Genomic DNA, 12,969 nt, shown 5'->3' on the forward strand with positions numbered 1-12,969 from the left:
GCCGGGCAACAGAATTCAGAATTGGCGGAGTATCTCAAGCGCCGCGGCGTGAAGGTCAGCGTTTGCCGCAGCCAGGGCCCGGCCGCCTTGATGTGCGGGGCCGCCCTGCCAATCGGTCACGATACCGCCGGCCGCCTGAATAACGGCAATCGGCGCTTGAATATCATAGGAATTCAAGCCCGCCTCGATCACCAAATCCGCCTGCCCGGCAGCCAGAAGCGCATAGGCATAGCAATCCATTCCATAGCGCGTCAGCTGAACCTGCTCGGACACCGCCTGAAACCCTGCGCGGTCCTTCGGGGTTCCAACTTCGGGGAACGTGGTAAACAAGGTCGCCTGATCCAGCGCCCTGGTATCGCGCGTTCGCATTCTTCTGGTGCCCTGCGGACCGGTCATGTGAGCACCGGAAGACGATCCGACAAAGCGCTCTCCGATATACGGCTGATCGATTACACCCATAAAAGGCCCGTCCTGATCACTCAGCGCAATCAGAACACCCCAGGTTGGCGTACCGCTGATAAACCCACGGGTCCCATCGATGGGATCCAGTACCCAGGTGCGGCCACTGGTGCCCGTATGCGCGCCGAACTCCTCGCCCAGCACACCGTCATCCGGGCGCCGCCGCGCCAGAACGTCCCGCATCGCCTGTTCAGCGGCCCGATCCGCCACTGTGACCGGGTCGAACCCATCGGCCAGCTTGTTCGTGGTTTCCAGATTTGTTTGACGAAAAAAGGGGAGTATGGCCTCACGCGCAGCTTCGGCCATTTCTTCGGCAATTTCGATATCGCTCTGTGTCGTCGGTTGCATGACCCTGAGGTGCGAGCAATCCGCGACAAAGTCAAGTCAGTCAGGCAACGTCGCTGAGAACCCGCGCCAGCTCGAACAGGCGGCGACGCTGGTTTTCCGGAATCGCATAGTAAGAGCGCACCAGATCCAAAGCCTCTTTGTCACCCATCAGGTCGGCAGGGACGGATTTCTTGTCCGCATCGCCTTTCTGGGCTTCTTCCAGACCTTCGAAGAAAAAGCTGACCGGAACATCCAGCGCCTCGGCGATGTCCCACAAGCGGGATGCGCTGATTCGGTTGGCACCAGTCTCATATTTCTGGATTTGCTGAAACTTGATACCAACTTGCTGCGCCAACTGCTGCTGGGTCATCCCAATCAGCCAGCGGCGATGCCGAACGCGCTTGCCCACATGGACATCGACGTGATGAGTCATTGGTATTCTCCTATACTACACAAACATCTGCACGGGATTTTGCGACGTCCGATATCGCAGTTTTAGAGAGCTCCCCTTAACCGCTCCCTAATACGGACTGTACCGCCCCCCGTTTACAGCACTGATTGTTTATAATGCCGGTTTTGAGATTTTTTTCAAGCTGGTTGAGTCGAATGCCCCTGACAGGGATTTGTGGTTGTATTACCCAAAGCCTTTACAGAACCGTATTCCTGCAACTGAATCCTCCTTCAAAATCGGGGGCCTTTTGCGCCCGCGCAGCAAACGGATTGACTTTTCTGACGGCACACGCGCCTATGTCGGAAACTCTTGAGGAACAATATGCGGGCCTATTGCATTCCATCCGACGGGGCGTCTGCCCAGCTTTGTGACGTGAAAATACCCGAGCCGGGCGAAGGCCAGGTGCGGGTCGCGATAAAAGCTTGCGGCCTGAACTTCGCCGATCTGCTGATGCAGACGGGGGCATATCAGGACACGCCACCTGCCCCATTCACCCTGGGCATGGAGATCGCCGGTATCGTGGATACAGTCGGGCCCGGCGTTTCAACGCTCAGCCCAGGCGACCGGATCGCAGTCTATTCCGGTCAGGGTGGGTTGGCCGAGTACGGTGTATTCGACGCGGATCGTGCGATCGTGCTGCCGGACGACACCGGATTCGAAGACGCCGCCGCCATCCAGATCGCTTATGCCACCAGCCACATGGCCCTTGATCACAGGGCACGCCTGCAACCGGGTGAAACCCTTCTGGTCACCGGCGCAGCGGGAGGTGTCGGCCTGACTGCCGTCGAAATCGGCAAACTCATGGGCGCCACGGTCATCGCGCAGGCGCGCGGCGAGAACAAGCTTGCCGTTGCCCGTGCCGCTGGTGCCGATCATCTGATCGATGCTTCCGAAGACCTGCGCGAGCGGGTCAAATCGCTGGGTGGCGCGGATGTCGTCTATGACGTCATCGGCGGGGATGTGTTCAAGGCCGCGTTCAGGGCCACCAATCCCGAAGGGCGTTTGCTGCCCATCGGATTCGCCGGGGGCGACATCCCGCAGATTCCGGCCAATCATCTGCTGGTCAAAAACCTAACCGTGATCGGGGTGTATATCGGCGGCTATCTGAAGTTCCGCCCCGAAGCTGTGCGCAACAGTTTTGACACCCTATTCAAGTGGCATTCAGAGGGCAGGATAAAACCGCACATCAGTCACGTCCTGCCCCTTGAAGATGTCGCGCATGCAATGCAGTTGCTGAAAGAGCGAAAATCCACGGGCAAGATCGTGATCACGCCTTGATCGCGATCATCCAACCACGGCCCGCAACTGGGTACCGCCCAGCAATCTGAAGTTCTGACGCACCAACTGTGCCAGAGCTTCGACAACCGCATCCCGGCCCTGCTCGCCACCGTAGAGGTTGATCATATGCGCAGGTAAATCCGGCAGAGCCCCACCCGAGTCGATCTGTTCAAGATGTGCGGCCTCGGTTCCGTCCAGCATTGCGTGAACCGCAAGATCGGCACTGACCGTGGCTTCTATGGTACGGTCGTTTTCGGTTTCCACGGACAGCTCCCACGGTATTCCGGCCGCATCCAGCGCCGATATAACCTGCGGTCTGAACAAGCAGCGCCGCCCCAGCGCCAGAGGCAACGGACGCTTGCGCCATGCGGACCCGCCCGGCGCGCCGATCCAGCGCAACGGCAGCTCTGCGATGGTCTCTGCACCAGTGGCCGAAGACGGTTCGGTCGTCAGGATCACATCACATTCGCCCCGCTTGTACATGTCTTTCAATTGCAGTGAATAGGACGACACCAACTGCACCCTGACGCGGGGAAAATCGGCGTTGAACCGTTGCAGGACCCGGGGAATCGCGGGGTAGACGATGTCATGGGGAACGCCCAGAACCACTTCGCCCTCAAAGGCCTGATCGGTGAGTTTTGAGATTACCTCGTCATTCAGGGCAATCATGCGGCGCGCGTAGGCCAGCAGCTGTTCACCGGATGCGGTCAGAGCAATTGTCCTGCCGCTTCGGTCCAGCAACTCCAGGCCCAGCAGTTCCTCCAGCCGCTTGAGCTGCATGGACACCGCAGACTGCGTCAGGTGCAGAAATCCGGCGGCGCGGGTCACACCGCCCTGATCCGCAACCGCCACAAAAGACCGCAGGGTTGTAATGTCCAGATTTCGCATCTTCACGATTCCTTATGCGTTCCATCAAAAATATTCGTTTTTAAAATGTGTCACACTCACCCATATCAATCAAGGAAATTGATAACAACCAGCAAAACCATCGAGAATACAGAAAGGACAAGTTATGACGCAACTCGCAATCCATAATCCTTGCAAACCGGCCAAACGTTCCATGGTGTCCCTGATCTCTCAAGCGTTCGAACTGTCCAGACAGCGGCGAAATCTGGCACAACTGGATGCTGCCGTGCTGGACGATATCGGAGTCACCCGCGAGGAAGCATCCGCAGAAGCAAAACGCTTTTTCTGGGATGCACCTCAATTCTGGAAAAGGTGACTATGACTCTCATATTTTTATGGCGATGGGCGACCTTGAGTCGCCTGTTGGCATTTTTGTTGCGTCTTTTATTCGGTTTTCGCCCGGAATCTCTTGAAACACAGCCCCTTGTTGCCGATATTTAGATGGAAAACCGCCCCGCTCTGCCGGGGCGCTCTAACTTGACGACTAGGGAGACCCTTTGATGGCACAATTCGACACGATCCGGACGGCATCCGGCGCGCGCGCCGCCGAGATTGATCAGGGCCTGCGCGCCCACATGAACAAAGTCTACGGCACCATGTCCGTCGGCATGCTGATCACGGCACTGGCGGCATGGGCTATTGCTGGTCTGGCAGTAACCAGCGATCCAAGCAACGCGGTTGCTCAGATCGGCGCTGACCGCTATCTGACGAGCTTGGGCGGCGCGCTGTTCCTGTCGCCGCTGAAATGGGTGGTAATGTTCGCTCCGCTGGCCTTCATCTTGTTTGGATGGGGTGCCCTGATGCGCCGTAGCTCAGCCGCGACAGTTCAGCTTGGCTTCTTCGTCTTTGCCGCCGTGATGGGCATCTCGATGAGCTCGATCTTTTTGGTCTTCACGCCCTACTCGATTACCCAGACCTTCCTGGTGACGTCGATCGCCTTTGCTGGCCTCAGCCTTTATGGCTACACCACAAAGCGGAACCTCAGCGGAATGGGCACGTTCCTGATGATGGGTGTGATCGGTCTGCTGGTTGCGATGATCATCAACCTGTTCCTGCAATCCGGCGTAATGATGCTGGCCATCTCGGCCATCGGCATCCTGATCTTTGCCGGTCTGACCGCGTTCTATACCCAGGACATCAAGAACACATACGTCGCCCACGCTGCACATGGCGATCAGGAATGGCTGGACAAAGCCGCCTTCGACGGCGCGCTGAGCCTGTATATCTCGTTCCTGAACATGTTCCAGTTCCTGCTGATGTTCATGGGTCAGCAAGAATAAGCCTTGCCGACAACCGAATTGGTTCAGGGCCGGTCATCGACCGGCCCTTTTCTTTTGCGCGACGGGTTTCTTTTGCCCGGAAATGAAAACCCCGCCGTCGAGGCGGGGCTTTGAGATACTGGAACGTAATCGGGATCAGCTACAGTTCAGCGGTATGGCAAAGCCGGAACTCTTCTCGGATGTTCCTTTACGGAATACACCGCCAGCTGGCAGACAGCCGGTAAAACGCTCTGTTTCTTCCGCAAAGCCTACACCGATCGAATTGTCGACCTTCACACTGTTCGAGCTCGTGCGCAGCACACCAAACAAGGTGCCGTTGACACTGACAGTGCTGAGGAACAGGTTTGTGTCGCTTCCTTGCAGTTGAACAGCCGTGTTTGGCGTCTGCCCGCCATTGTCTATTGCAACCGAAGCCACCTTGGACGGCTCAACCTCATCACTCAAAAGCGTGACTGTCCGCAGTTCCGCCAGCTCTGCCGGAACGTTGGTCGCGTCTGGCAGAAAGGCGACGGCACCGGGTACGTCCGAAATCGTGCGCGGTTCGCCATCGATTCCAGTAAACCCGACACCTTCGCGGTTAAACGGGTCTTCACAGGCCGCTAGGGTCAGAACGGCAATTGTGGATAACAAGATTTTTTTCATGGCGGTCAACATTTTGTGGCGGTTTGCTGAAGCGTACTTGCAGGTTCCCACAAAAAGCAAGCCGCAGGGGATGCGATTGTCCCAAACGCTGATGCGCCACTGCAACGGACTGCCGCAGCTTGCCATCCGCTGAAATCAGGAAACCGGAACTGAAAAAGGGCTCTGTGCAACAGAGCCCTTTTCCGGAATTTCCATATGGAATGGCAGATTACTTGATCTTGCCTTCCTTGTACTCGACATGCTTGCGAACGACCGGGTCGTATTTACGAATGGTCATTTTCTCAGTCATGGTGCGCGCGTTCTTCTTGGTCACATAGAAGTGGCCCGTGCCCGCGGTCGAGTTCAGACGGATCTTGATTGTCGTCGGCTTCGCCATGGTTATCTCCTGCGTCCGAAAAGGCAGGGGCCTTTCGGTTGAATTCCTATGAGCGTGCGCTTTTACGCGCTGCACCGCCTATGTCAAGGCCAATCGGATGATACAGGCACAGGAATCTGGTGCAGGTTCAACTAGGCAGGGTTGGCGCGCCCATATACGTGTGAATCTGGTCTCTTTCCGCGTCGGAAAGACCCAGAGCGGTGGACAATTGCCGCAGGTAAGATGCCTCGCGCACGTTGTCCAGACGGATCGCAGCCAGGGAAGTTGCATAGATCTGCGTCTTGAGCGGCGCACCAGAATCAGCCGCCAATCCCACGACGTCAATCGGTGCGTTCAGCTGCTCTTGCACGAATTCGCGCTCTTCCTCGCTGACATCATCGCCCAATTCACCCAGGATGATTTCCTTTTCCTGTTCGTCCAGTTCACCATCTGCCTTGGCAGCCTGAATCATTGCGCGCAGCATGAGTTTTGCCTGCTCTTCCATCGCTGCACCCGCGGGCGTGCCGCCGAACACGGTTTCCATCATGTCACCTGTGTGTTGATTGGCAGTTTTGGCGGCCCCTTGCATGGCGTTCAACAACCCACCCAAACCAGCGGCTCCGGCTGTGCTGCCGCCAACCCCCATCTTGCTCATCATGTCCTGCAAGCCTGACGCGCCACCGGGCAGGCCAAATTGTTCTGCCATTTTGCCCAGCTGATCCACGCCAAAACCACCGCCGGCACCCTGCATCATGTCTTGCAGTCCAGCCATGCCGCCCATCTTCTGATATTTTTCCATGCCCTTGGCCGCAGCAAAACCAATGGCCACGGACGCCAGCGTTTTCATAAAGCTCATAATCAACCTCCCATATCTTCAAATTGGTTCCGAAAGTCTAACAGCCGAACGCAATCCCGAATACCGTGCTCAACCTGAACGCGACCGACCCATAGCCCGGCACATGATAAAGCCCAAAGAAGGCATGTAATTTGCTGTCTTGTTTGTACATATCACGGATTCGTGATAGGTTCGCCCATCCAAGAAGCCGAATTCAGGCTCGAAGGCCGAGGCAGCGTGAATGGGGTCAACCCGCAACGAGCAGAGCTGTTTTATGCGACTTTTCTTGGGGGGCTATCATGACAGAATGGGCTATTCAGGCCGAAGAACTGGCCAATTGCAATTGCAACTTCGGTTGCCCGTGTCAGTTCAGCGTACTGCCGTCACACGGCAATTGCGAGGCGGTTGTCGTCTTTGACATTCAAAGCGGTCACTACGGTGACACTGATCTTGGCGGTCTTCGGGCGGCAGGGGTCTATCATTGGCCGGGACCAATTCATGAAGGTAACGGTCAGATGCAGCTGATCATTGATGAAAGCGCAACAGCTGAACAGCGTGCCGCGTTGCAAGCGATCATGACCGGTCAGGATACGGATGAAATGGCCACGTTCTGGTATGTCTTCAGCGCCATGGCGCCTTTGAAACATGAAACGCTGTTTGTTCCGATTGAACTGGACTGGAACCGTGACGAGCGCAGCGGATACGCCAAGGTTGCCGGAGTTTTCGATGTTGAGGTCAATCCGATCCCTCATATCGTATCGGGCGCACCTCACCGCGCGTCGATACAGTTGCCGAACGGCTTTGAATACCGCCATGCCGAAGCGGCATCAGGCAGTGCGACAACGACGGGTGGTCAGATCCGGCTGACCTTTGACGCAACCCATGCTCATCTGGCGCATCTGAACATCTCGGGCCATGGCGTCTTGGGCGCATAAGCAGAGAACACCCATGACCAAGCAGAACGCATCGCCCCGGGGCGGGACGGTTGAGTGGTTGCTGAGACAGGACAGCGCGATTGTTCTGGGAAGCGTTCTTCTGATCATCCTCGGTGCAACCTGGTACACGATAGCTGGCGTCGGGATGAACATGTCCGCGGTCGAGATGACCCGGATGGCCGGCCCTGTCGGAGATCCCATGCAAATGGGCCCGGCAGCAGCGTGGAGCGCAAGCTATGCCTTGCTGATTTTTCTGATGTGGTGGGTCATGATGATCGCCATGATGACCCCAAGCGCTGCGCCTGCCGTTCTTCTGTTCATCGCGGTCAAGCGGACAGGGCCTGAAAAGCACCGGACGGTTGCGTTCAGCCTGTGGTTTTTATCCGGCTATCTGGTGGCCTGGGGGGCGTTCAGCCTGATTGCAACCGCATTGCAATGGGGGTTGGAACAAATCGGGTTGTCCGACGGGCCGATGATGACGATCAGTTCGGGTGTCTTCGCAGGCAGCGTTCTGCTGGCGGCTGGCGCCTATCAGTTTTCAGCTTTGAAAAACGCATGCCTGCGCCACTGTCAGAGCCCCGCACGTTTCCTGGCCGATCACAACCGACCCGGAACATTCGGTGCTTTCCGCACCGGTATCCTGCACGGCACGTATTGTCTGGGATGCTGCTGGGCACTGATGCTGCTGCTTTTCGTCGGAGGGATCATGAACCTCTACTGGATTGTCGGAATTGCCGCCTATGTCGCGCTGGAAAAACTTTTGCCCGGGGCCCGGTGGCTTGTGCCGGTAACAGGTTTTGCGCTGATCGGCGCTGGCCTCTGGTTCATCACGGCACCGTTGTTTTCCGGCACCTGATTTTGAACGGCCCCGGGGTCGGCTGACTTGAAGACCCAAAAACGATTTGACGCAACAGGAGGTATCAATGCCCATTTTCATTACTTACGCATCTTACTCGCAAGCCGGTGTCAAAGGCATGTTGCAAAAGCCCGAGAACCGCACCGGTCCGGTGAAGGCTCTGCTGGAAAAAGTAGGCGGCAGGCTGCTGTCCTTCTACATGACAACCGGCAGCAACGACGTGGTTGTGATCAGCGAAGCCCCAGATGGGACAGACGCCGTGGCCGTTGGCATGGCTGTCGCCGCGTCGGGTGCAGTGACGAACATCGAAACCGTTCGCGCCTGGACCGCAGACGAGTTCACGTCGATAACCGAGAAAGCGGCGGCGCTGACCGGTTCCTACACGCCGCCCGGAGGATAGGCGAATACGCGCGGAGGGCCTGTAAGCCGGATCTTGTTCCGGGGTTGCCCCCTTCGATGACCATTCCTCTAGGCCGTGCATTGCTGCGCGGCTCAAGCTGCCAACCCGGTCCCTCTCGGCCAAGACGTGCCTAGCGGCGGTATCGGCTTGCGCCGACCGGCCCGCGCCGGGACCCTATTTGGCATTGCTCCCGGTGGGGCTTGCCGTGCCGCCCCTGTTGCCAGGGGCGCGGTGGGCTCTTACCCCACCGTTTCACCCTTACCCTGAACCAAAGTTCCGGGCGGTCTGATTTCTGTGGCGCTTTCCGTCGGGTTACCCCGCCCGGGCGTTACCCGGCACCGTTGTCTTGTGGAGTCCGGACTTTCCTCTCGGGCCTTGCGACCCCAGCGGCCATCCGGCCCTCCGCGCTTGGGCTGGTTAGGCTTTGCGCCCAGCGGCGTCAAGGGATGATGGTTCAAAGAAGGGGCCAGCCCCTTCTTGGCCTGCGGCCAATTCAACCCCGGGATTTTTTCGGCCAGATGAAGTGCGGATCAGGAGTGCCGGATCAACGGGGCGAGATCGGCTTGCTGCAATGGCCCCCTGCCCCATGGGCGGTATCGAAGGCGGACGGCACGTAACAGCGTTTCATCGTCTACATCAGCGCTGAAACCGGCGGCTTGAGCCAGATTTCGGAACTGGTCCTTTGATGCAGCTTGCGGGCCAAGGGCATATCCGCGTGGCGCAGCCAGCAAGTTGCGCTCCAGCCGCAACCAGTCAAATCGCGGACCGGGGTCAAATTTGCGCCCGGGCGCCATGTCCGAATGGCCGATAACGCCATTTGGTAAAATGGCCCAACGGTGCATTATCTGATGCAACAACTGTTCGAGCCTGTGCAATTGGGGTTCCGAGAACGGATGCTTGCCGGTGTTGTCCAACTCGATGCCAATGGAACGGGAGTTGATGTCGGTCTGACCGTGCCATTCTCCGGCACCCGCGTGCCAGGCCCGATCTTCTTCGCGCACCATTTGCCAAAGCGTGCCATCATTGCCGATCAGGTAATGGGCCGAGACCTCGGCCTTTGGGTCGCACAGACGATCCAAAGCCGCCTGCGCGCTGTCCATCGCCGTGTAGTGGATCACGATCAAAGACGGCGTCAGACCATCCCGGCGTTCGCCGAAATTTGGCGACGGATGCCAGATCGGGCTCAGGGCGTCAATTGCTGACGGCACTGCGGAACGGGCTTGGGTCCCAGCCACATGCATAGCCGTCCCCATCCGGGTCCAGACCTTTGCGATCACGCTGGGGGCCGCCATTGGACAGAAACTCGATCTGAGCCTGATCAGGGGATGGGAATTGCGCGCAGTTCCTCTGAGCCTTGGCCTGAAGGTTGAAACCGGACCGGCTGTAAAGTTGCACACCTACCGGATTGGACGTGCTCAGCGCGTATTGCACAATGTTTGTCTGGCCGCTCGCCGTGCGCTCGGGCACTGCCGTCGGGGCCACGAGTTCATACGTCTGGCGGTTCTGCTCGATCCGGGCGGCGTCGGATTCGATGCTGCGGCGTTCGGACACTGCAGAAAAATCCTGTTCATCCGAAATCGCGCCAGTGTTCGCCACGGGAACCGCCGTAGCCGCGGCTGGGTTTTGGCCAGATGTGATGGCCAATGCCGCCGCGGCTTGGTTGGCGATATCCGCGTTTTCACCCGTGGCAACAGTCGCCGCACCGGGAGCGCCCAGCGGTTGTTGTGACACATCGACCGGAGCCAGCAGAGGGTTGCCGGCCACGCCCTGACCTGCCAATTGAGCCTCGCGCTGCGCCTGGTATTCAGGCGTGTTGAAACCCGTGCTGGTCAACGGCGCGACATCCGTGCACGCAGCTGCCAGTGCAAGAGCGGGGACCAAAAGCAAAACGCGCATTGTTTGGCTCCGTGTCTAGTGCTTCAGTTGCCCGAGGCTTACCACCATTTCCCGGGCTTGGCCACAAAACCGGCCGCGTTTTCCAGCGCATAGGCGGTATTGAGCAGGTCGCCTTCTTCCCAGGGACGCCCGATCAGCTGCAATCCCAGCGGAAGACCTTGTGTGTCCAGCCCTGCGGGGACCGAGATACCGGGCAGTCCGGCCAGGTTCACGGTCACGGTGAAGACATCGTTCAAATACATCTGAACAGGATCTGCTTCGGTCATTTCGCCCAGACCGAAGGCCGCCGATGGGGTTGCCGGGGTCAGGATGGCGTCGACACCGGCCGCGAACACGTCTTCGAAGTCTTTCTTGATCAGTGTGCGCACCTTGCGGGCACGATTGTAATAGGCGTCGTAGAAACCAGCCGACAGAACATAGGTGCCGACCATGACCCGGCGCTGCACTTCGTGGCCAAAGCCCTCGGCGCGGGTCTTTTCGTACATCTCGGTGATGCCATCCCCCTGCGCCAACTGTGCACGATGCCCATAGCGGACACCGTCATAGCGGGCGAGGTTCGAGGACGCCTCGGCCGGGGCGATCACATAGTAGGCAGGCAGCGCATACTTGGTGTGGGGCAGCGAGATATCGACGATCTCGGCCCCCGCATCCTTCAGCATCGCGGCACCATCGGCCCAGAGCTTTTCGATCTCGGCGGGCATGCCGTCCATGCGGTATTCATTGGGGATACCGATCTTCTTGCCCTTGATGTCGCCAGTCAGCATCGCTTCGAAATTCGGAACGGCCAGATCCGCACTGGTCGAATCCTTGGCGTCATGGCCGCACATGGTTTCCAGCATGATCGCGGCGTCGCGAACATTCTTGGTCATCGGACCGGCCTGATCCAGCGAGGACGCAAACGCCACAATGCCCCAGCGCGAGCAACGACCATAGGTCGGCTTGATGCCGGTGATCCCGACAAAAGCCGCGGGCTGCCGGATGGAACCGCCGGTATCGGTACCCGTTGCTGCAAGGCACAGATCGGCAGCAACGGCGGCCGCAGATCCGCCCGACGAACCGCCCGGCGTCAGCTGCGCATCATCGTTGCCACGACGCCACGGGCTGACCGCGTTGCCATAGACCGATGTTTCGTTGGACGAGCCCATGGCGAATTCGTCCATGTTCAGCTTGCCCAGCATCACCGCGCCTGCGTCGGCCAGTTGCTGTGACACGGTGGATTCGTATTCCGGCTTGAAGCCTTCAAGAATGCCCGACGCGGCTTGCGACGGCACGCCCTTGGTGCAGAACAGGTCCTTGATGCCGATCGGCAGGCCACACATTGACGGAGCGTCCCCACCCTTGATCCGTTCATCCGCGGCCTTGGCGCGCTCCATCGCGATCTCGGGCGTCTTGTGGACGAATGCGTTCAGCGCATCTGCTTCATCAATGGCTTTCAAGCAGGCTTCTGTCAGCTCAACAGAGGTGACGTCGCCGGCTCGCAACGCGTCGCGGGCCTCGGCCAGGCCCAATTTGTTCAGATCGCTCATGTCTTACTCCACCACTTTGGGGACTGCGAAGAACCCTTCGCGGGCGTCGGGGGCGTTGGCCAGAATCTTGTCCTGCTGATTGCCATCGGTGACTTCGTCCTGACGACGCTTGAGGCGCATGGGTGTGACCGAAACCATCGGCTCGACACCTTCCACGTCCACTTCGTTCAGTTGTTCGATGAACCCAAGGATGGTGTTGAACTCGGATGCCAGCGCCGGCAGCGCGTCATCCTCGACCTTGATCCGGGCCAGTTTGGCCACTTTGGCGGCGGTGCTTTGGTCAATCGACATCGGCTTCCCTCATCTACGTTAGGGGGCGTTTACCCGTCTGTAGCGGCAGTCGCAAGACCGGGCTGCCTTGGGCAGGTCCCAGTTTGGAATTCCCCCCTCTTCTGAGGCCATTCAAAACTGAATGACTGGTATACAAAAAAGTAAACCGAATAGTTCATTGTCGGTCTTGAAAACTAAACTGTACTGTTCATTTTATTTATGCGACGTAACGCAAACCGGAGAAAAAACATGAAACCCCTGATAACAGCCGCAGTCTTGTCCGCCACGATTTTGGCCGCACCGGCCATGGCTTTGGGTATCGACACAAGCAACCTGACACGCACGTTGACCTTCCCGTCCCCTATCACGGAACCGGTCACGCAGGATCAGGTTAAACCTGCCAAATAACGCGCAGGTCCTGGCCGGGTCAGATATCCCCTCTCTGACCCGGCTGTTTTTCATTTTCGAGGATGCACATCCCAGAGCAAGCCGCTAGCATGACGTCGAATACAGAGTAGAACTGCGCCGAGGTTTCGTAGTTCAGGCAAGCCAG

The 12,969-nt window shown here is 58.2% G+C and carries 18 protein-coding genes and 1 other RNA gene; 8 read left to right on the forward strand and 11 right to left on the reverse strand.

Annotation, left to right across the window (positions count from 1 at the left end; genetic code table 11):
• Window positions 1–15: 15 nt before the first annotated feature.
• Window positions 16–807: a histidinol-phosphatase gene (gene hisN / locus GS614_RS05885; RefSeq protein WP_171725711.1), complete on the reverse strand. Its 792-nt coding sequence runs from the start codon at window positions 805–807 to the stop codon at window positions 16–18.
• A gap of 40 nt (window positions 808–847) precedes the next feature.
• Window positions 848–1,219, reverse strand: a complete 372-nt coding sequence (locus GS614_RS05890; RefSeq protein WP_152458749.1) for a helix-turn-helix domain-containing protein — start codon at window positions 1,217–1,219, stop codon at window positions 848–850.
• Window positions 1,220–1,558: 339 nt separating this feature from the next.
• On the opposite strand from GS614_RS05890, the gene GS614_RS05895 reads away from it, so the two are divergent.
• Entirely contained in the window at window positions 1,559–2,515 is a 957-nt protein-coding gene (locus GS614_RS05895) for an NADPH:quinone oxidoreductase family protein (RefSeq protein WP_171725712.1), read from the forward strand.
• A gap of 6 nt (window positions 2,516–2,521) precedes the next feature.
• Here GS614_RS05895 and GS614_RS05900 read toward each other — a convergent pair whose 3' ends face one another.
• Entirely contained in the window at window positions 2,522–3,403 is an 882-nt protein-coding gene (locus tag GS614_RS05900; protein WP_171725713.1) for a LysR family transcriptional regulator, read from the reverse strand.
• A 124-nt stretch (window positions 3,404–3,527) separates the two neighbouring features.
• On the opposite strand from GS614_RS05900, the gene GS614_RS05905 reads away from it, so the two are divergent.
• Complete coding sequence (locus GS614_RS05905; protein ID WP_171725714.1) at window positions 3,528–3,737, forward strand: DUF1127 domain-containing protein; 210 nt, start codon at window positions 3,528–3,530, stop codon at window positions 3,735–3,737.
• A gap of 184 nt (window positions 3,738–3,921) precedes the next feature.
• Entirely contained in the window at window positions 3,922–4,701 is a 780-nt protein-coding gene (locus GS614_RS05910) for a Bax inhibitor-1/YccA family protein (protein WP_171725715.1), read from the forward strand.
• 135 nt (window positions 4,702–4,836) lie between these two features.
• On the opposite strand, the gene GS614_RS05915 is transcribed toward GS614_RS05910, so the two are convergent.
• Window positions 4,837–5,343, reverse strand: coding sequence for a hypothetical protein (locus tag GS614_RS05915; RefSeq protein WP_171167102.1), 507 nt, complete (start codon window positions 5,341–5,343; stop codon window positions 4,837–4,839).
• On the opposite strand from GS614_RS05915, the gene GS614_RS22345 reads away from it, so the two are divergent.
• Window positions 5,342–5,476 (forward strand): hypothetical protein, encoded by a 135-nt coding sequence (locus GS614_RS22345; RefSeq protein WP_256367471.1) that lies wholly within the window; start codon window positions 5,342–5,344, stop codon window positions 5,474–5,476. The genes GS614_RS05915 and GS614_RS22345 overlap by 2 nt on opposite strands.
• 75 nt (window positions 5,477–5,551) lie before the next feature.
• Here GS614_RS22345 and rpmG read toward each other — a convergent pair whose 3' ends face one another.
• On the reverse strand, window positions 5,552–5,719 hold the full coding sequence (rpmG, locus tag GS614_RS05920) for a 50S ribosomal protein L33 (RefSeq protein ID WP_037309480.1): 168 nt from the start codon (window positions 5,717–5,719) through the stop codon (window positions 5,552–5,554).
• Window positions 5,720–5,846: 127 nt separating this feature from the next.
• Window positions 5,847–6,554 (reverse strand): DUF533 domain-containing protein, encoded by a 708-nt coding sequence (locus GS614_RS05925; protein WP_171725716.1) that lies wholly within the window; start codon window positions 6,552–6,554, stop codon window positions 5,847–5,849.
• Between the two features lie 278 nt (window positions 6,555–6,832).
• On the opposite strand from GS614_RS05925, the gene GS614_RS05930 reads away from it, so the two are divergent.
• The 3 genes from GS614_RS05930 to GS614_RS05940 all read left to right on the forward strand — a co-directional run bounded on the left by GS614_RS05930 (window position 6,833) and on the right by GS614_RS05940 (window position 8,724).
• A complete protein-coding gene (locus GS614_RS05930) occupies window positions 6,833–7,468 on the forward strand; it encodes a DUF1326 domain-containing protein (protein ID WP_171167099.1) in 636 nt (211 codons plus the stop codon).
• 13 nt (window positions 7,469–7,481) lie between these two features.
• Entirely contained in the window at window positions 7,482–8,324 is an 843-nt protein-coding gene (locus GS614_RS05935; RefSeq protein ID WP_171167097.1) for a DUF2182 domain-containing protein, read from the forward strand.
• A gap of 67 nt (window positions 8,325–8,391) precedes the next feature.
• Window positions 8,392–8,724: a GYD domain-containing protein gene (locus tag GS614_RS05940; protein WP_152458759.1), complete on the forward strand. Its 333-nt coding sequence runs from the start codon at window positions 8,392–8,394 to the stop codon at window positions 8,722–8,724.
• 6 nt (window positions 8,725–8,730) lie between these two features.
• Here GS614_RS05940 and rnpB read toward each other — a convergent pair.
• The 5 genes from rnpB to gatC form a co-directional block, all read right to left on the reverse strand.
• An RNA gene (gene rnpB, locus GS614_RS05945) (RNase P RNA component class A) lies at window positions 8,731–9,130 on the reverse strand.
• Window positions 9,131–9,254: 124 nt separating this feature from the next.
• The gene (locus GS614_RS05950) at window positions 9,255–9,965 is read right to left on the reverse strand and encodes an N-acetylmuramoyl-L-alanine amidase (protein WP_253285291.1); all 711 of its coding nucleotides are present in this window, start codon (window positions 9,963–9,965) and stop codon (window positions 9,255–9,257) included.
• On the reverse strand, window positions 9,916–10,620 hold the full coding sequence (locus GS614_RS05955) for a hypothetical protein (RefSeq protein ID WP_171725717.1): 705 nt from the start codon (window positions 10,618–10,620) through the stop codon (window positions 9,916–9,918). The genes GS614_RS05950 and GS614_RS05955 overlap by 50 nt, the downstream gene beginning before the upstream one ends.
• A gap of 38 nt (window positions 10,621–10,658) precedes the next feature.
• Complete coding sequence (gene gatA / locus GS614_RS05960; RefSeq protein ID WP_171725718.1) at window positions 10,659–12,146, reverse strand: Asp-tRNA(Asn)/Glu-tRNA(Gln) amidotransferase subunit GatA; 1,488 nt, start codon at window positions 12,144–12,146, stop codon at window positions 10,659–10,661.
• A 3-nt stretch (window positions 12,147–12,149) separates the two neighbouring features.
• A complete protein-coding gene (gatC, locus tag GS614_RS05965; protein ID WP_117868236.1) occupies window positions 12,150–12,437 on the reverse strand; it encodes an Asp-tRNA(Asn)/Glu-tRNA(Gln) amidotransferase subunit GatC in 288 nt (95 codons plus the stop codon).
• A gap of 228 nt (window positions 12,438–12,665) precedes the next feature.
• Between gatC and GS614_RS05970 the strand changes: the two genes are divergently transcribed.
• Window positions 12,666–12,824 (forward strand): hypothetical protein, encoded by a 159-nt coding sequence (locus tag GS614_RS05970; RefSeq protein WP_171167089.1) that lies wholly within the window; start codon window positions 12,666–12,668, stop codon window positions 12,822–12,824.
• Window positions 12,825–12,969: the final 145 nt, after the last annotated feature.

The sequence above is a fragment of the Ruegeria sp. HKCCD6604 genome (assembly GCF_013110635.1).
In the GTDB taxonomy this organism is placed as follows: domain Bacteria; phylum Pseudomonadota; class Alphaproteobacteria; order Rhodobacterales; family Rhodobacteraceae; genus Ruegeria.

Bases quoted from the DNA above. Each gene is read 5' to 3' on its own strand.
- GS614_RS05895 (WP_171725712.1), top strand. From the start codon at position 1,559: ATGCGGGCCTATTGCATTCCATCCGACGGGGCGTCTGCCCAGCTTTGT.
- GS614_RS05955 (WP_171725717.1), bottom strand. From the start codon at position 10,620: ATGCGCGTTTTGCTTTTGGTCCCCGCTCTTGCACTGGCAGCTGCGTGC.
- gatC (WP_117868236.1), bottom strand. From the start codon at position 12,437: ATGTCGATTGACCAAAGCACCGCCGCCAAAGTGGCCAAACTGGCCCGG.
- gatA (WP_171725718.1), bottom strand. From the start codon at position 12,146: ATGAGCGATCTGAACAAATTGGGCCTGGCCGAGGCCCGCGACGCGTTG.
- GS614_RS05915 (WP_171167102.1), bottom strand. From the start codon at position 5,343: ATGAAAAAAATCTTGTTATCCACAATTGCCGTTCTGACCCTAGCGGCC.
- GS614_RS05930 (WP_171167099.1), top strand. From the start codon at position 6,833: ATGACAGAATGGGCTATTCAGGCCGAAGAACTGGCCAATTGCAATTGC.
- GS614_RS05925 (WP_171725716.1), bottom strand. From the start codon at position 6,554: ATGAGCTTTATGAAAACGCTGGCGTCCGTGGCCATTGGTTTTGCTGCG.
- GS614_RS22345 (WP_256367471.1), top strand. From the start codon at position 5,342: ATGGCGGTCAACATTTTGTGGCGGTTTGCTGAAGCGTACTTGCAGGTT.
- GS614_RS05910 (WP_171725715.1), top strand. From the start codon at position 3,922: ATGGCACAATTCGACACGATCCGGACGGCATCCGGCGCGCGCGCCGCC.
- GS614_RS05970 (WP_171167089.1), top strand. From the start codon at position 12,666: ATGAAACCCCTGATAACAGCCGCAGTCTTGTCCGCCACGATTTTGGCC.
- GS614_RS05900 (WP_171725713.1), bottom strand. From the start codon at position 3,403: ATGCGAAATCTGGACATTACAACCCTGCGGTCTTTTGTGGCGGTTGCG.
- hisN (WP_171725711.1), bottom strand. From the start codon at position 807: ATGCAACCGACGACACAGAGCGATATCGAAATTGCCGAAGAAATGGCC.
- rpmG (WP_037309480.1), bottom strand. From the start codon at position 5,719: ATGGCGAAGCCGACGACAATCAAGATCCGTCTGAACTCGACCGCGGGC.
- GS614_RS05935 (WP_171167097.1), top strand. From the start codon at position 7,482: ATGACCAAGCAGAACGCATCGCCCCGGGGCGGGACGGTTGAGTGGTTG.
- GS614_RS05905 (WP_171725714.1), top strand. From the start codon at position 3,528: ATGACGCAACTCGCAATCCATAATCCTTGCAAACCGGCCAAACGTTCC.
- GS614_RS05890 (WP_152458749.1), bottom strand. From the start codon at position 1,219: ATGACTCATCACGTCGATGTCCATGTGGGCAAGCGCGTTCGGCATCGC.
- GS614_RS05940 (WP_152458759.1), top strand. From the start codon at position 8,392: ATGCCCATTTTCATTACTTACGCATCTTACTCGCAAGCCGGTGTCAAA.
- GS614_RS05950 (WP_253285291.1), bottom strand. From the start codon at position 9,965: ATGCATGTGGCTGGGACCCAAGCCCGTTCCGCAGTGCCGTCAGCAATT.